The organism is Pseudomonas sp. GZD-209 (assembly GCF_049310485.1).
Taxonomy (GTDB): domain Bacteria; phylum Pseudomonadota; class Gammaproteobacteria; order Pseudomonadales; family Pseudomonadaceae; genus Aquipseudomonas; species Aquipseudomonas sichuanensis.
On sequence record NZ_JBMOWQ010000151.1, the window covers coordinates 51,666 to 69,089 of the forward strand.

At 63.4% G+C, this 17,424-nt stretch carries 11 protein-coding genes and 1 pseudogene; 1 reads left to right on the forward strand and 11 read right to left on the reverse strand.

Annotation, left to right across the window (positions count from 1 at the left end):
- Positions 1–65: 65 nt before the first annotated feature.
- The 10 genes from ACO6VM_RS18070 to ACO6VM_RS18115 all read right to left on the reverse strand — a co-directional run bounded on the left by ACO6VM_RS18070 (position 66) and on the right by ACO6VM_RS18115 (position 16,161).
- Positions 66–3,845 (reverse strand): autotransporter outer membrane beta-barrel domain-containing protein, encoded by a 3,780-nt coding sequence (locus ACO6VM_RS18070; RefSeq protein ID WP_422403604.1) that lies wholly within the window; start codon positions 3,843–3,845, stop codon positions 66–68.
- Positions 3,846–4,378: 533 nt separating this feature from the next.
- Positions 4,379–5,434 carry a hypothetical protein gene (locus tag ACO6VM_RS18075; RefSeq protein WP_422403605.1) on the reverse strand — a complete coding sequence of 352 codons (1,056 nt, stop codon included), beginning with the start codon at positions 5,432–5,434 and terminating at the stop codon, positions 4,379–4,381.
- 89 nt (positions 5,435–5,523) lie between these two features.
- Positions 5,524–7,920 carry a hypothetical protein gene (locus ACO6VM_RS18080; RefSeq protein ID WP_401057209.1) on the reverse strand — a complete coding sequence of 799 codons (2,397 nt, stop codon included), beginning with the start codon at positions 7,918–7,920 and terminating at the stop codon, positions 5,524–5,526.
- A gap of 10 nt (positions 7,921–7,930) precedes the next feature.
- Positions 7,931–9,085: a hypothetical protein gene (locus tag ACO6VM_RS18085; protein ID WP_401057210.1), complete on the reverse strand. Its 1,155-nt coding sequence runs from the start codon at positions 9,083–9,085 to the stop codon at positions 7,931–7,933.
- Positions 9,064–10,500 carry an alkaline phosphatase family protein gene (locus ACO6VM_RS18090; RefSeq protein WP_422403606.1) on the reverse strand — a complete coding sequence of 479 codons (1,437 nt, stop codon included), beginning with the start codon at positions 10,498–10,500 and terminating at the stop codon, positions 9,064–9,066. The genes ACO6VM_RS18085 and ACO6VM_RS18090 overlap by 22 nt, the downstream gene beginning before the upstream one ends.
- On the reverse strand, positions 10,487–11,722 hold the full coding sequence (gene eboE, locus ACO6VM_RS18095; protein WP_422403607.1) for a metabolite traffic protein EboE: 1,236 nt from the start codon (positions 11,720–11,722) through the stop codon (positions 10,487–10,489). The genes ACO6VM_RS18090 and eboE overlap by 14 nt, the downstream gene beginning before the upstream one ends.
- On the reverse strand, positions 11,719–12,603 hold the full coding sequence (locus ACO6VM_RS18100; RefSeq protein WP_347150490.1) for a TatD family hydrolase: 885 nt from the start codon (positions 12,601–12,603) through the stop codon (positions 11,719–11,721). The genes eboE and ACO6VM_RS18100 overlap by 4 nt, the downstream gene beginning before the upstream one ends.
- A gap of 59 nt (positions 12,604–12,662) precedes the next feature.
- A complete protein-coding gene (locus ACO6VM_RS18105; RefSeq protein ID WP_422403608.1) occupies positions 12,663–13,403 on the reverse strand; it encodes an EboA domain-containing protein in 741 nt (246 codons plus the stop codon).
- Positions 13,400–14,290, reverse strand: coding sequence for a UbiA family prenyltransferase (locus ACO6VM_RS18110; RefSeq protein WP_422403609.1), 891 nt, complete (start codon positions 14,288–14,290; stop codon positions 13,400–13,402). Before ACO6VM_RS18110 ends, ACO6VM_RS18105 begins: the two co-directional genes overlap by 4 nt.
- Positions 14,287–16,161 carry a 3-dehydroquinate synthase gene (locus ACO6VM_RS18115; protein WP_422403610.1) on the reverse strand — a complete coding sequence of 625 codons (1,875 nt, stop codon included), beginning with the start codon at positions 16,159–16,161 and terminating at the stop codon, positions 14,287–14,289. The genes ACO6VM_RS18110 and ACO6VM_RS18115 overlap by 4 nt, the downstream gene beginning before the upstream one ends.
- A gap of 417 nt (positions 16,162–16,578) precedes the next feature.
- Between ACO6VM_RS18115 and ACO6VM_RS18120 the strand changes: the two are divergent.
- A pseudogene (locus tag ACO6VM_RS18120) lies at positions 16,579–16,823 on the forward strand (GrpB family protein); the annotation flags it as partial.
- Positions 16,824–17,193: 370 nt separating this feature from the next.
- On the opposite strand, the gene ACO6VM_RS18125 reads toward ACO6VM_RS18120, so the two are convergent.
- A partial coding sequence (locus ACO6VM_RS18125; protein ID WP_422403611.1) for a Crp/Fnr family transcriptional regulator occupies positions 17,194–17,424 on the reverse strand: 231 nt, incomplete at its 5' end.

Here is a 17,424-nt window from a genome sequence, read left to right on the forward strand (position 1 = left end):
CGCCGATATTCCGAACCTCGTTGCTACGCCAATTTCGCTCACTCCCCTACGTGTGCGTCGTCGCTTCAAAACTTCACCTTGATCCCGAACATGCCTTCATAGCTGCGGCTGTCGCCATTGAATGCTTTCTGATAACCCAGCGAGCCGGTCACGCTGGTGCGTTCGTTGAGTTGGTAGTCCACGCCAACGTTTACCTCGCCCCAGGTGCCGCCCATGTCGACGGTAAAGGGCACGTAGCCATCGGAGGAGGAAAACTCGGCCTTCGGAGCGCCTTTGAATTCATGCCAGACGCTGGGCCGCAGCCAGCCGTTGGTGCGATGGATGTCGCCGGCGTCGTCGGTGTGGAACCAGTCACGGGCCACGCGCACACCGAGACGGCCAGTGATTGAGTCGACATCATCGAAGCGCACATCGGCAGCGCTGTCGCCGGCATCCTGGAGTTTGATCTTACTGACGATCACCTGGGCCTGCGGCTCGATGTAGATCTCTTTGTCCAGGTGCACCAGGAAGGGGTAACCCGCTTCCAGCGAAGCGGTTATGCCATGGCCACGGGTGTGCAGTTTTTCCACGGTGTCGGGTTTGGCGGTGGCGCTGAAGCGGCTCAGTTGCAGCACGCCGTCGAGGTACCAGCCAGCCGGGCCGAAGTGCGTCCAGTAGCCACCCACGCTATAGGCGCGCAGGGCGTCGTCACCGGCATAGCGGCCATCGGTGTGTTGCAGCGCGCCGGTCATGCGCCCCAGCGCCAGTGAAAGGCCGGCCCGGTTGGTGCTGCCGTCACTGTCTTCGCTGCGATACAGGTCGGTGCCAACCTGCACCGCGCGCAGGTCGTAGTCGTAGTCCACGGCGCCGCGATTATCCACACCACGGCGGTAGATCATCCGCCCCCAGCCCATGGACGGACCGTAGCTGCTGTCGTCTTCGTCCAGCAGAGGATCTACCGAGGCCAGGCGCCGCTCTTCTCCTACCCGTTCATGCAGGGTGTCGACCATAGCGCGGCTGTACAGCAGGGCCTGCACCGGAATGCCGGCGTACAGCGATGTTTCCGGGCGGTAGTTGGGGATTTCGTTGCCCGCCTCGCCGGTGGTGGAGCGCAGGTACCAGGCCTCTTGGTTGCTGTCGTCCAGGCTGGCGCGGTGCAGGGTGTACTGGTAGGGGCCGGCCTTCACCTCGCTGAGCAGGCGGAAGGCGCCGCTGTCGGTGCTGGCGTTGTTGATGGCATCGACCACCTTGATGCCGTTGCCGGTGGTCAGTGCACCGGCGCCGCCGACATTCTTGATTTGCAGATTGGTATGCCCTGTCGCGCTCCCCCCGTCGATAACCAAGAGATCCGAGGGCGAGGCATCGCCGGCCAAGTAGGTGTTCAGTGCGATCGTGCCGTTGGCGCCGTGGTAGCGATTGACGCTGAGGGTTTTGAAGCTGTCGCCGACCGGGGCGCTGAAGTTGATCAGGCTGGTGTCATTGCTCAGTCTGGTAAGGTTGGAGTTGTCGGTCAATTGCCAAATGCTGGTGTCGCGCAGGTTGAGGTTGGCGGTGCTGCCGCTGGCAGTTCTGGCCGAGCCGTTGACCAGCGAGGCGCTCAGGTCAAGGTTGGCCAGCCCGGCGGCAGAGGCCGAGCGGTCGACGTTCAGCCACTGGCCGCTGCCACCGGCCAGCACATGGTCGAGGGCAATGGCGGCGGCACCGGTGACATCCACAGTGGCACCACTGTGGTTATCGAGCACGGCGTAGTTGAGCCGTACCTGGCTCTCACTGCCAATGTCGGCCTGCGCAGCCAGTGCAGCGGAATGGACACCGCGGGCATTCAGTTGCACCTGGCTGCCGTTGAGTTGCGCGCCGTTTTTAACCACCGCGCCGTGGGCGTTGTCGCCACTGGAGCTAATCGCCACCTGGTCCAGCACCAACTGCGTGCCTTGGCTATTGGCGAGGGCACCGTGGGCACCGTTACCTGCGCTGCTGACCACGCTGTGGTTGGCGCTGAGGGTGGCGCCGGACTCGGCCTGCAAGCCGTGGGACAGTGCTCCATGGGTCACCACGCTGCTGTTGTTCAGGGTCAGTTCGGCACGTTCATCCTTGAACTTGCGGCTGACAAAAGCGCCAGCGGCATTGCTGCCCAGGGTTTGCACGCTGATGTTGTTGCCGATCAGGCTCACCGCACCGGGCTTGGCCGCGCCAATCCCGGCGTACAGACCACGTGAACCAGCGCCCTCGGTGTTTATCGCCAGGTCGTTGAGGATCATGCTGCCGCCATCGTCCACTGCCGCGCCGTAGGACTGGCTGCCGGTGGTGTGCACGCTGGTACCGTTGGCCACCAGCAGCGCGCCGGCATTGCGCGACACCAGGCCGTGGGCGTAGGTGAGGTTGGAGGCGATGGGCGAACCATTGCCCGTGGTGGTGACCGAGCCGCGATTGAGGGTGACAGTGGCGCCCAGATCCGCGACCACCCCCATGGCGTTTTCATTGCCGCTGGTGTGCACCGTCAGGTCGCTGGCGGTGACGCTGGATTGCGCCGCGCTGACGCCGGCGGAGTAGTCGCCAGCGGTGTCTATTCTGCCGCCGCGAATGTCCACCACCGCGCCGTCGAGAACGCGTACGCCATAGCTGGATTTCTGCGTGGTGATGACCTCGCTGTTGCTCATGCTCAGGGTCGAACCAGCGTTCTCCACCAACACACCGGGGCCTGCAGGGCCGACGCTGCCGTCGACCAGCACCTTGCTGTTGCGCACATCGGCGGCACCGCCAGCGGTGATATTCACGCCGGTGGAACGGGCGCCCAGGGTGGTCACGCTGGACTGATTGATCAGCGCCGACGAACCCGAGCCCTCCACCGAAACGCCATGGCCGTAGACGCCTTTGGCCAGCAGGTCACTCTGCTCGACCACCACCCTGGCGCCGGCCATGGCCCGTGCGGCAGCGGATGGGTTGGTGACGATGCCAGCGCCATCGACCTGCACCGTGCTGCGCGAAAGACTGACCTGACTGCCCACCCCTTCGGCCCGCACGCCGCCGACGTAGTTGCCGGTGCTGCTGAGGGTCAGACCGTTGCCGCTGACCTGGCCGCCGTTTTGTGCGTGGATCACCGCCGTCGTGGTGGTGCTGGTGGCGGCGCCGTTGACGCTCAGGGTGCTGTCGCTCAGTTGAATGGAGCCGCCATCTGCCCGCGCGGCGCTGGCCGCCGAACCGCTGGTGCTGACCTGAATGCCTTCGGCGACGATCTGCCCACCGTTCTGCGCCAACAGACCATGGCTGGCCTGGGTGGTGCCGCTGTTGCCGGTGGTGGTGACCTTGGTGCCGTTGCGCAACACGATCTGCCCGTTGTCCATAGCCAGTACGGCCACCGAGCCTTTGGACAGGGTACTGATGGCACCGCCACTGAAGTCGACGATGCCGCCGATGCTGACCAGGCCACGATTGCACAGCCCGCTGAGGCCACCACCCATCAGGATGGCGACATTTTCCAGGGTAAGGATGCCGCCTTGGTTGGCCAGCGCACCGATCATATCGAGGGCATTTACCGGCACGTTGGCGGCGGTTTTGGGGCTCATGTCGACGGTGATATCGGCGCCGCGAATTTCCCCGCCGTTAGTGGCGTTCAGACCAGTCTGGCCTTTGGCAGCAGCGGCACTGACTGCACCGCTTTTTACCTCGCCCTGGCTGAACTGGATCACGCTACCGTCGGCTTTGACGGCGGTGCTTGTGGCGGCGTTAAGGCTGACGCCTTCGCCGCTGTGATCACCAGCGCTGCTGATGCCCACACCTCCTGCCGCGGTTACGCTGGTTTGTGCTTCGGCATTGCCAATATCGAAATTGAACAGCCCGGCGAGCACCAGGCTGATGGCTATGGCCAAACGATTGGGGGCCAAGTTCTGCAGAGTTGCTGTTGTCGACCATTTGTGAGTTTTCATCGCACGACTCCGGCAAAAAGTAGATGCCGTCAGTCTCGCGAGGCTCCCGGGCGCGGTAAGCCAGTGGGTACTGATGTGGGTGTAATAGGTCTATGAGATGGACAAATCGTCTCGCGTGTTCAGGTGCTGTCGTGCAATAGGTCCGCAAGCCAATCCCCCATGTGAATCAGCTATTGGCGTCATTTGTGCTGAGAGTTCGCCAGCAACGGAGCAAGCCTCCTGACGGCCGCTGCAGAAGGTGAGTCAAGCCGAGAGACCGCTTCTGGGATTAGCGATCACTATCACCTAACGGCAGTACACGGCGGCGGTAGGCCGGCTGGACGTACACATTACAAGGAGTAGGCGCCGACCTGAGCACTGGCATTGCCAGCGAGAGGCTCCTGGTAGCGACGTCGCAACACGCGGGAACCGAGGATGCTGATGACGGCCCTGTTCGCCGGCAACGCCGGCTCCCACAGTGGCCGCCTTCTCGGGAATCAGAGCGTTACCCGGCGCAATCGCCCCTCCAGTGGCACCACTCGGCCCTCTGGCGTCGGCAACAGGCGACCCGACAGACCCATGCCTTCGCTGACCACCACCGCACCCTCCACCAGGCACAGGTTCGACGGTGTATCCAACTCGCGGGCCAGGATGCTCACCTCGCCGCTGTGCAGGTCGCAATGCAGCAAGCGTCCGCTGAAGCGGGTGAAGCCGCCATGCAGCGCCTCGCCGTTCCAGTCGACGCGCAGGGGTTGCTGCAGGCTGGCGCAAAGCTCCAGCACCAGCACATTGCCTTGCGGGTCCAGGGCCAGGCCGGTGGGCAGTTGCAAGCCGCCAATCAATACCTCGAGGCGCCCGCTGTCCGGCCAAGCCCGGATCACCTGGCCGGCCCTGTCGGCGAAGTCCACGCCCTTGCGCGCCGGGTTGGCGTGCAGTTCGCCGGAGAACAGGCTGATCAGCACCGCCCCGGTTGCCGGCTCGTAGGCCAGGGTGACAGGCACGGCCTCCTGGTTCTGTTCCAGGTCCGGCAGGTGCACCAGCACCTGTTCTGGCGCGCCGGGTCGCAACGCCACCAACTCGTTGGTATCCGGCTTGACCGCCAGCCAGCTGCGTCGGCCAGGGTGATAGCACAGGGCATTAAGGTTGCCCTGGCTATGGCACACAGGTTCCGGCGGGCTGTATTGCAGGTCGAGGAGTTTTGAGCCGGCGACGTAATCGGTCTGGCTTACCAGCCAGCGGCCGTCGCCAAAGGCGATGTCCGACAGGCCCATGATTTCGTCACGCAGCATGCGCGCCTGCATGTTCATGGCACGGAAGCCCTGGGCGAGGGTTTCGCGGGGCAGGTACGCGCCCGGGTTGCTCGGGTCGACGGGCAGGCGGCTGATCCGTCCGGTGAACGGGTCACCGGGCAGGCCGCTGCCGGCTTCGACCAGCAGCAGGCTGCCGTCGTCCTCGGCGTGGACGCCGCGGGGGTTGAGCAGGCCTTCGGCGATGATCGAAGTGGGGCGCAGGGTCTCGCGGGGGTGGTGCGGGATATGCAGTGTTGTTGGCATAGAACCTTCCTGTGGCGCGGGCGCTTGAGCCTTGTTCCCTGAACGATGAAAAGCGCCGGGTGACATCCCAGCCACCCGGCGCTTCTGCCTCAGTTGATCTTCAGATGGTTGTAGTCATCGAGGGTCAGTTGCCTCGGTGGGTACTTCAGTTGCACCAGCTTCTGCGCCCAGAGCTCGAGCACCGATCGACGGCTTTGCGGCATGTCCCGGGTGATCGGCATGGCCACGGTGCTTTCTTCCTGGTACGCCTTGCTGATCAGGCGGATGAGCTGGTCCACTGCGCCTTCGATGCGCGACAGGTCATTGAGCGGCATGTACTTGCCCATGATCGGGTACAGGTAGTAGTAGGGCTCGAAGATCCTCGGGTAGATGAAATTGTCCCAGATTTGTTGCCCCGAGTCGGCCTGCAGATAGACCTTGTTCCATTGGTCGACGAACTCCTGCTTCAGCGTGGGCTCTTCCGGCAGCACCCGCAGCGGCGCGAGAAAGTCCACATAGGCGCTCATGTAGTTGAAGCTGAAGACGATATCGGCCTGGCCATCTTCGTTGGGGAAAAAGCGCAAGGTCGGGAAGCCGGGAAGCTTGCCGGTGACCGTCACGCTGGCGATGCCGTTGTCGTCGGTGGTGATCGGCAGGTAGTTGTAGCTCACCTGTTCGTTCGCCGGCTCCTGCAGGTATCGCGTGGCCAGCTTGGCGCCCTCGAAGGCGAGGCAGGCGCTTAGTGATATCCCGGCGGGGGTGTCCTTATACTGCTGGTAGGTCACCTCCACTCCGTCATTGGTCGCCACCTCGCTGCGCAAGCCCACCAGCTTGCGTCCCGCGCCTTCGGTTGCCATGGCAGCGACCTCGGGAGCACCGACGAACTGCGGCCAAATCTCGGCGTTCTGCGTGCGATCGGCCGGGACGTCTTTGAACAGGGCAAAGTCCGGATTGTTGCAGAATCCCAGGTAGTAGCTGGAAGTGCCCAGCAGGTAAGGGTTGTTGTATTCCGCCACCAGCAGATGGGAGTTTTTCGCGGGCACGCCGTTCTTCTGCACCATGATCTGCAGGGTCCTGGTTTCGCCCACGTCGATGAAACTGCCGCTTTGGATCACTTCGGCGGTCCAGGTCGCCTGCTTCGAGGTCGGGATCCCGGTGGCTTGCTGTTGCAGTGCCAGCGGTGCGCCGCTGGTCAACTGCGCCTGCTGGCTCTCGGTGAGTAGCAGGTCAAGGATGCCCGAGCGCTGCTCGAACATGCTCTGCTGGTAGTCCGCGTAGTTGAAACTGGTCACCGGGACGAACGTGCCGCCTTGGTCGATGCCCACGTCGAAGCTGCCCAGATCGAGCTTCTCCGCGGTCGGGATATCGGGATTCTGACCCGCTTGCGGTGTGGCGGGGAGGAACGGGAAGGTATTCATCAGGTCCAGCGACAGGATGCTGTCGTGAACCTGCGCCGAGACGACACCCAGCTTTACCACGGGCGGACTCTCGAAGTTGTACTGCGCAGGCACGGCCACTGCAACGTCAGGTACCAGGCGTACGCCGGCCGGCGCGGTCGGGTACTCGTCATCGAGCCACAGGCCGAGCACACCGGAGGTGCAGCTGTAGGCCGGGTTGAAGAAGATGTCTGCGGGGTTGCTCAGGCCTTTCTGGTACAGCGCCTGGACCCTGGCCATGTCCACCGGGTTCTGGGATTTGGCACTGATCGGCGGCTGGTCGTTGAACACGCCGTTCTTGTCGTAGAAGGTCAGGTAGGTGCAGAAGCGGAACATCAGGCCCTGCACACCCGGCTTGTCTAACTGCGCCTGGAGGTTCTTCAGCAGCGCCGAGTCGCCGACCACCCAGCTCAGGTTTTCTTTCGGGAAGCAGGTTTGCCAGGTGGTGGTGACATAGTTCAGCCCGCCGAAGGCGCCCCAGTTGAAGTTGAGGAAGCGATCGAGCATGCGGAACTGGCGCTTGGCGGTCAGCCCGCAAGTGTCGTCGCCCAGCACTAGCCTGTCGAAGTACAGCGCGGTGAAGGTGTTCTGCCAGGGGCTGACGTCGACGAAGCGCGCCGGGCTCGGGTTGCTGCTGCCGAACGGATTGCCGTACAGGTTGTAGGGCAGGGTGATCAGCGGGTCGCTGCCGACATAGCCACCGGTGGGCAGTTCGCCGCCGATGATGGTGGAGGTGGTCTCTTTGTAGGTGACGGTGCCGCAGCCGTTGTCGCCGAACAGATCCCACTCGGCGGGCATCATGATGGGGTAGCGATTGCGCGGGGACGGCGCGTTGGGCGGCACCTGGGTGACGTAGTCCGGTGCCTCGTGGAGCGCCCGGGGTGTGATCATCCAGTTCAACAGCAGGTCGCGGGCATTGTCCTTGTTGATGTTGTAGTGCTGGAGAAAGCGCCAGTTCATCTCCATGTTCACTGCGTCGTACAGTGGGAACATATCGTTGTTGTTACCCGTTGGCGGGTTCCAGAACATGTGGCCTTTCAGGTAGATGCGGGGGAAGTTCAGTACGCTCATGTCGTGCTCCTCAAGGACGCTGCCACTGGGCGCGCTTCAGCGACCAGACATAATCGAGTTTGTTGTAGCCCTTGAACTCGGACGCGGGCACCGGCTCGGTCGGGTAGACGATGCCACCCTGGCCGGCATCGCCGCCTTGGGCGAAGTTGAAGTAGCCGTTGTTTTTCGAATAGGCCGCCGTGCCGTGGCAGGCAAAGCACGAGGACTGGGTCTGGAAGGCCGACTCCAGCTGGGAGTTGGCCAGCAGCTTGGGGCTGGTCTCCAATTGCGTGCCGATCAGCTCGTAGCGCGACAGATTCCCGTACCAACCCTGGAACTGCGTGTTGACCGGTACTGCCGCCGGTGTCGGCCCGGTGCTGTTGGTCATCGGCTGGGACGGTATGTCGTTGGTCACGGTGTAAAGGTGATTGTTGACGTTTTCGAAGGTGGTCCAGACCCATCCTGTGACCAGCTTGTTGATCACGTGCAGGGCGGTGAGCGCGGCGTAGCCGACCTCGTAGGTGCCGTCCTTGTTCTGGTAGTAGGCCTGGGCGATGTAGTAGCCGTCCTTCTCCAGTTGCGCCTGGTAGGTGGCGTCTTCGCCGATCCACAACCAGCCGGCCTTCACTTCCCAGGAGGTGGAGGGGAAGTTCAGGTCACTGGTGAGGGCGTCCTGGCCATTCATGTTGTAGACGCCCTGGTCGACGATGTAGTCGAAGGTGGACTCGCTCATCAGCAACTGGAAGCGCACTGGCTTGCCGCGTTGCGATGCCGGTACCGCCCCGCCCATTTCCAGAGTCAGGCCATCCACCTGCTGGGTGGCGTTGAGGTTGTGGAAGGCGCGCTTGAGGTTCATCCCCGCAATCTTGGCGGCCTGTTTCGTTACGTCCTCTGGTGGGGTGAAGGGCGTGCCGTAGGGCGTGGGTTTGGCGCCATCGGCCAGGTACACCTGGTCCGACGGCTTCATGGTTTCCCAGACCCGGTCGAGGCCGTTCGGCGCAAGCTGGTTCAGGCAGTTGAACCAGTTCCAGCTCAGGGTTTCCTTGCTCGTGCCGAGCAGATCCCGGGCCTGGGCCTGGTTGCCGTTGAACGTCAGGAAGTTGCTGCAATTGAAGGTGTTGGTGTTATCAGCCTGGGCCAGTCCGGCCAGTGTACTGAGAACGGTTATTGTGATGGCTCGCCGCATGTGTGCTCCTTGGCATTGGCCAGGTCGTTTTGGTGCTGCTCCAGGAAATGCATAAGCAGCAGGTGCTTGACCGCCGTTGCCGCAATGTTCCGCGGCAGCGGTACGTCGCAATCGGTGATCAGCAACGGGCCTGTTTGCTCACTGGCAGGCGGGCGGCCGTGGCTGCCACGGACCAGGCCGCTGTCCAGCGGGATCAGGTCCATGTAGTAGCGCATGCCCAGTTTTTTTTGCAGCAGACGGCGCGCCACCTTCAATCTGGGGAAGCGGATGGTCGGGTCGACGAACAACTCCACCGGGTCGTAGCCGGGCTTGCGATGAATGTCCACGGTGCGGGCGAAGTCCGGCGCCTTGCGCTCGTCAAACCAGTAGTAGTAATCGAACCAGAATCCCGGGGCGGCCAGCGCCACCAGTTCGCCGCTGCGCGGATGGTCCAGTTGCCAGGTGCGCTGCTCTGCCCGGTCCAGTACCTGTTCGATGCCCGGCTGGCGCTGCAGCAGCGCCTTGATACGCGCAACATCCTCTTGGCACCTGACGTAGACATGGGCGATCTGGTGGTCGGCCACCGCGAAGGCCGCGCTGGCACCAGGGTCGAGCAATTCCCAGGTCAGCGATTGGCGCACCTGCAACAAGTTTTGCTCGCGCAGTACGCGGTTGATGGACACCGATTGCCCGACCGCCTCGATGCCGTACTCCGACAGCAGCATCACCGCTGCGCCCTGGTCCCGGGCGAAGCTCAGCAGGCGTCCGACCTCATGGTCGATGGCCCGCACCTCATCGGCGATCGACGGGTGCTCGGGGCCGACCTTCTGCAGGCAGTAGTCGAGGTGGGGCAGGTAGACCAGTTGCAGGTCGGGGCGATTGAGCCGGAATTCGAGCAGGGCGCAATCGACGATCCAGCGGCTCGAGGCGATGCCCGCCGCCGGCCCCCAGAAGCCGGGGAAGGGGAACGCGCCGATCTGCGCTTCGATCTGTTCGTGCAGGCCCTGCGGCGACGAATACAGCCCGAAGAGCTTGCGCCCGTCGGCGGGATAATGCGGGCGTGGGGTGATCGAGGCATCGACGTTGGCGTACATGTTGTACCACCAGAACAACTGGCTGCAGCGAAACCCGGGCAGTTCGCGCTTGAGCGTGTCCCAGACCTTCTCGCCCTGGATCAGCGCGTTGGGTTGCAGCCAGAAGCGCACCTCGGCCTGGTCACGGAAATACCAGCCATTGCCGACGATTCCGTGCTGCGACGGCGGTTCCCCGGTCAGGATCGAGGCCTGCACCGTGGAGGTTACCGCCGGAAACGTCGGTTGCAGGCTGGCCATCTGCGCGGTTTTCAGCAGTTCGTTGATATGTGGTGTGCTCGGGCCCAGCAGCGAGGGCGTTAGACCGACCACGTTGATCAGCAACAGGGGTTTACGGGCAGGCATCGGCATGCCCCTCACGTATTGGCGCGTGCAGCAGGCCGCGCTGACGCAGCTGTGCCTCGACCCAGTGCAACTCTGCGGCGATGCCGCCCAGTTGGGCCTGCTCGTTGCTCGGCCGCAGTTGTGCGGGCAAGACACCCCAGCTGTAGGTCTCCACTTCCAGCACCGGACGCAGGTCGCCGTGGGCGGCCAGATAGTCGAAGGTCTGCCTCAGTGCGACCTGGCTGCCGCTGAGTTCGGGCAGCATAAGTTGCTCGCTGAACAGCGGGACGTGGAAGTGAATCCGCAACTCGCCAAAGCGTGCGGGATCACTGGCGCAGTCGGCCAGTGCGCCAGGCAGGTCGGCCCAGGCCATCAGGCGCCCCTGGTTGTCCCGCGCCTTGACCTGATGCAGGTAGGTGGCTTCGGAAAACTGGCCGAGCACGTCGAGCACCTGCGCGAAACGCTGCGGGTCAGCGACCGGCAGGCGGCAGATCATGGCGTTGGACAGCTGGATCTTACCGATCGGTACCCCGGCCACGCGCAGGCGCTCCAGCGAGCGATAGCAGTCCTCGAACATCACCGCCTGATGGCAGACGTCGAAGCACAGGGCCAGGTAGTCATGGTTGGGGTCGCTGGCTTGCCAATGGGCAAAGAAGGCGATGGCCTGGTCGGTGGTTTCCAGTACGCAGTCCGGCTCCATTTCCAGGCAGAACACCACCTTCCTGCCACTCTCGCGATGCAGCTTGGCCAGCCCTGCGGTGAGCTGGCGCAACTGCTGTTCGGCACGCTGCTGCAAGGCCGGGCTCCAGCTAGCGGCGTAGCCCAGGGGCACGGTGGAAATCACCCCTTGTCGGCAGTCCGCCGGCAACGCCTGCGCCAGGATTCGTGCGAGATTTAGGCTGTAGGTCAGGCGCTCCGGCATGGACCAGTCGGGCAGGTAGACCTCGGCCTTCACCGCGCCCGCATGGAACTCGCCATAGGGGAAGCCGTTCAGCGAGGTAAGGCGCAGCCCGGTGTCCTGCAAAAGGTCGAGGAACCGGCCGTGTGCCGAAGCGTCCTGCAACTCTTCGGCGGCGCGGGCGCAGATCCACAGGCCGCTGTCCTGTTCACGCAGGCCGCGCAGGTTGCGCACGCCCTGGAAGTGGCGCTCGATCGACGCGCGCAGCCCGTCCAGGTCGCGGGTCGGGTGCACATTGCTGCAGTAACCGACCCGGGTGGGCGTCCAGCACAGGGCGGCGCTCATTTGATCACCGGGTCCTGGCCACGCAGGGCAGAGTTTTCCTGCCAGGTCTTGCGCTGGTCAATCGGCAATGGAGTGCTGACCAGGGCCTTATCCAGTTGCCCGCTCTGGGCGAAGAAGTCGACCGGGTTATGGAACAGTACCTGCTCGACCTGGGCCTCGCTGAAGCCGGCTTCGAGCATGGCATGGCCGGTCTTCGGCACTTTCAGCGGGTCGCTGACGCCCCAGTCGGCGGCACTGTTGACGATCATTTTCTCCGTGCCGTACTGCTGCAGCAGGGCGACCATGCGCTGCTCCGACATCTTGGTGTTGGGATAGACCGAATGGCCGCGCCAGCAGTCGGTCTCCAGCACCAGGGGCAGGGTCAGCTCGTTGAGGTGATCGATCACCACCAGGTGCTCGGGGATGCCGACTTCGCGGATCACCGCCAGGGTGCGCTTGGTGCCGCCGATTTTGTCGCGGTGCGGGGTGTGCACCAGGACCGGCAGGTTGAACTGCCTGGCCAGTTCCAATTGCATGGCCAGGAAGCGGTCTTCCTCTGGGGTGATGTCGTCGTAGCCAATTTCACCGACCGCCACCACGCCATCCTTGACCAGGTAGCGCGGCAGGATGTCCAGCACTTCCTGGGCCAGCCGCAGGTTGTTGGCTTCCTTGGGGTTGATGCCGATAGTGCAGAAGTGGTGGATGCCGAACATGCTGGCGCGAAAGCGCTCCCAGCCCAGCAGGGTGTCGAAATAGTCGACGAAGCTGCCGACGCTGGTCCGCGCCTGGCCCTGCCAGAACGCGGGCTCGATTACCCCGGTGATGCCGGCGGCCGCCATGTTCTGGTAGTCGTCGGTGGTACGGCTGACCATATGAATGTGCGGGTCGAAATACTTGGGCATGGTGAATCCTCATCAAAGGCAAAGAGATGCCGGTTGTGCGGGGGCTGGCGGTGGATCGGTCAGTTGCCGGCGAGGTGGTCGCGCCACTCCGTCGGCAAGCGTTGCTGCTGGTACAGGCCCTTCAGGCGCTCGCGCTGCGGCGGGCTGAGCAGGCCGAAGGCGATCAGCCGGGGCAGGCTGGGCGATACCGGGCGCCCAGCGGCGAGCTGTTCGTCCATCAGGTCGAGGGCCAGTTGGTTGAGGGCCAGGCCCTGGCGCTGCGCCAGGCCGATCACCCGTGCGGCATCGAGGCCCATGCCCAGCGCCTTGAGCACCAGTTGATGGAAGGCCCGCTCCGGGTAGTGACGGGACGCATAGGGTGTGTCCAGTGCCAGGGCGGCGAAGACCTGCGGGTTGCTGGTGCGGCCGGCGAGCAGGGCCAGCTCGAGGCAGCCCCCCTCGCTGTCGAGGTCATCGAGGGCCTTGAGCAGGGCGACCTTTTCCTGGTCGTCGCCGAATTGGAACAACTGCTCCAGCAGCGCCGGGCGGGCCACTGCGTGATGCAGGCCGACGACATGGGCCAGCAGCAAGGCGCGGGCCAGCTCGATGGCGCTCCAGCCCTCGGCGCCTGGCACCGCCCGGTCACGCAGGTGGCGCTTGCATTGGCTGCTGAGGAGGGCGGCGGTATTGGCGTCCGGCGATTGCCGCAGGCGTTCCAGGGCCTGTTGCCACCACTGTCTTTCACTTTCGTCGAGCAGTTGCTCCAAGGGCCGGTTACGTTCGGCCAGGCGCGGCTGCGGCGCGGTGACGTCCATGATCATGTCGGTTTTATCCAGCGTTGAAAGTGTGGGAGCAGGAAAAACATCAGCACGCAGAACAGGCTGCCCAAGGGCTGGCTGGCCACGGCCAGCACCAGGGCATCGAACAGGGGCAGGGCGGCCAGGCCGGCACCGATGAAGGCGCGGACCTTCAAGCGCTGCGGATTGGCCAGATGCAGCCAGTAGTGGCGGCCGAGCCAGCCCAGCCAGAGCAGCAGCACCGGCCAGAACCACAAGGTCTCGGCGTAGATCGCCAGGGCCAGCGGGCTCAGCATCAGCAGCAGGGGCAGGCGGCTGAGCAACTGGTTGCGGTGCTCCTGGCTGGCCAGGTAGGTCAGCCCGCTGATGTACACGCCAAGCAGGATCGCGCAGAGCCAGATGGGCTCTGGCGGTACCGTCAGGCTGGCCGCGGCGGTGAGGTACAGCGCCGAGCGGCAGGCGCCCATCAGCCAGACGCTGTGCACGTACTTTTTATGCAACAGGTTGTAGCCGAGGATGCAGCCGACCAGCAGGGTGATGCTGCCCAGCAACCATTGTGGCTGCTCAGTCAACTGGCTCAGGCCCAGTGCCGAGGCTCCCGCCAGGGCCAGCAGCAGCAGGGAGGCGAGCAGCACTTGCCGGTAGCTGACCAGGCCCAGGGCAATCGGGCGCGGGTTGTTGTGCTGCTGGTCCCAATCGGCGTCCAGCAGGTCGTTCAGTAGCATGCCGGCCAGGTAAAGGAGCGACAGCGTCACCAGCAGCAGCCCCCACACCAGCCCCGACGGTGGCGCCAGGGCGCCGGTGCTGCTGGCCAGGAGGGCGGCGGCGAGGCAATTGGTCCACACCGTCGGCAGGTTGGAGACCCGGCCCAGAGTCATCCAGGTCTTGAGGTTCGCCTGTGCCTGGCTCATTGCGCGCAACCCTCGCTCAAGCCGAAGGGCTCCGCGCCAAGGCTGGCCAGGCTCAGCAGGGCCTGCTGCATCAGGCGGTCATCGATTTCATGCAGGTCGATCGAGGCACCGATGCGGCTGAGCATAGGGATCGACAGCTGGCCGCCCAGGTGCTGACGGAACTCCTCCAGCCCGAGCATGACCTGGAAGCGTCCCGACTCGTCCGTCAAGGTCAGCTCCGTCGGGCACAGATTGAACCCGAGTTTTTGCAGGAGGCTCATCACCCGCTCGCTGTCGGTATCGCTCAATAGCCCCAGGGCATTGGCATAGAGCGCGTCGAGGGCCATGCCCACAGCGACCGCCTCGCCATGGCGCAGGCGGTGCTGGCTAAGGCTTTCCAGCTTGTGCGCAGCCCAATGGCCGTAGTCCAGCGGGCGGCCGTTGCCGCGTTCGAACGGATCGCCGGCACCGGTGATATGCCCCAGGTGCAGTTGGGCGCAGCGGTAAATGGCATGGCGGCTGGCCGGATGATCGAAACGGGCGAGGGCTTCGGCCTGCTGCTCCATCCATTCGAAGAATGCCTGGTCCTTGATCAGCGCCACCTTCACCGCCTCCGCCAGGCCGGCGATCTGGTCGCGGCGGCTGAGGCTGGTCAGCAACTGGAAGTCGTTGATCACGGCGGTGGCGGGGTAGAAGGCGCCCAGCAGGTTTTTCTGGCCAAAGGCATTGATGCCGTTCTTCACGCCGATGCCGGCGTCGTTCTGCGCCAGCACCGTGCTTGGCAGGCGGATCAGACGGATGCCGCGGTGGAAGGTGGCGCAGGCGTAACCCACCGAATCCAGCAAGGCGCCGCCGCCCATGGCCAACACGTAGCAGTGCCGGTCGAGGCCATGCTTGAGCATATCGGCGTACAACTGTTGGAGTACTTCTGCGGTCTTGCTCAGCTCACCAGAAACGACGGCGATCGGCGCGGCCTGCAGGTGCAGGTCGCGGGCATGGCTGGCGAACCAGGTTTCGATCTGATCGGGCAGATGCGGATTGCACTGCAGCAATTGCTCGTCGGCGAAGATCAGCACCGTCACCCGGCCGTGCTGCCCGGCGGTGAGTTGCTGGTGCAGGCAGGGGTTGCGCAGGTCGAACAGATGATCGGTAAAGCGTACCGGGTAGTCGTAGCTGACCTCAAAACGGCCGTGCAGGACCTCTGGCGTGGCGGGTTTGCGCCGCTTCCTGAACATGCTGTGGCAGGCGATGAAAAGCGCCAGCAGGACCATACCGGCAATGAGCGTGACCAGTAGCGCGTTCTCGTCGATGAGGAAGCTGCCGATGGCGCTGTAGGCCAGGGCCAGGCCAATATTGGCCAGCGTCGTGATCACGACGAAGGCGCGCAGCGGATAGCGTTGCATGCCGGCGGCCACCACCGAAGTCTCTGCCAGTACCGGCACACCTCGCAGGCAGATCAACGACAGGGTGCCGAGCTTTTGCACCAACGGCCCGGGTTTGCGCTGATGCAGGCCGAGGCGGCCGGAGAGCACGCGCAAGTAGCCGGCGCCCAGGGCGTAACCCAGCCAGGCACCGAAGCACAGGCCCACGAAGATCACCAGGAAACCACCGACGCTACCCAGTGCGGCCACGGCCAGCAGCGCGACCACGCTCGACGGCACCGGCAGCACGACGTCCAGGGCCAGCAAGGCGATCAACAGCAGGGCCAGGTTGGCTTTGCCGGCGGGGCTTTCGGGCAGGTACAGCTCAAGGTGGGCCAGGAAGTCCTGGATTTGTTGCTCGAACAACAGAAAGCTTGCGATCACCAGTGCGCTGAAACAAACCAGTGATACCCAGAAATAATCGGCAGGCGCTTTATTGCAAAGCACACGATGCCAAAGGCTGCGCTTCATCAAGCATCCCTCTTGATATTGTTATGACTGATTTCCGTTTCAGTCTTTTAAGGCGGAGCGTTAATGCTTGGTCGGAATAAAAAAGCTCCAGGTTGCGTGATATTGTTTTGATGGCTATTTCGACGGTTGTCGACAAACTTAGACGCTCGCCGGGCTTTTGCAAGACGGTATTGGACGATTTTTTCTGGGGGTGACGGTGGCGTCGCAAGCGCTGCCGCCATAGCATGGCTGGACGCTTTTCCAGTCGCGCAGGTTTAGCGCGCACAAGCAGAACTGCAGCGCGATCAGGGGCCAAATGAATCGACCCTGGCTTGATAGACACAATTGAGCGGCTGCTTTGGTTTGTTGTCAGCTGTTTCTGACTGACCGCTATCGACCCAAAGCAGACACTTGATAACGAGGCCCCTTAGCGACCCACACAAGCTCCACGCTTGTGCCCGTGGCCACCTTACTATCACTCAGATGCTGGGGCTCCGAGATTTGCTTAAGCGCGATGGCTCAATCTGTCAGCAGTATGAAGCGCTGAAGCTTCAATTGGAGTCGAATAGTACTGGTGGGATGGTTGAGTATCTGGAGAAAAATTTCCGCTTATTTTTGCGGCACTACTTCATTCCGGTATGACCATTCCTGAATGGCCGATTGGGCCCGGCGGTCTGATATAAAACGTCTCTGGTCAGCGTGGGCGCACACTCGATTTAGCTCAGAATTTCTGAGCATCGAGAGGTGAGTATGACCAGAGACAGGTATGGGTTAGATAACAATCGGCTGGGTAGCAAGCCAGCCAAAAGCGACGGTTCGTCGGAGGGTCAAGGTGGCGAGGGAAAAAGAGCGCTCCCCGAGGATCGCGATGACTACATCGACAAGCGCCCCTTTCATCGCGAGAAGAGGCAGGGGCCGCCGGACCCATCGCGGGCCTCCAATGCCGAGCGCTATAGCCATTACAAGCGCCCATTGGAGTAATTCACAGGCCGGCATCTGACTGCATGGCTGATGAGCTTCTTCGGCAGCTCGAAAAGAGAACCTCGCGCCAACTCAAGGCACTGGCATGTAGGGCAGCAGGCGTTCGGTCTCTTTCTTTACCACGGCGTAACATTCGCAGCTCAGCAGTTCCAAGCGTGCCCTGTCGAGGACTTTGATCTGCCCGCGGTTGTACTCAATCACCCCAAGGCGCTGCAGCTTGCCTGCAGCATCCGTCACGCCCTCGCGGCGCACCCCCAGCATGTTGGCGATCAGCTCCTGGGTCATGCACAGGCGATCGCCTGG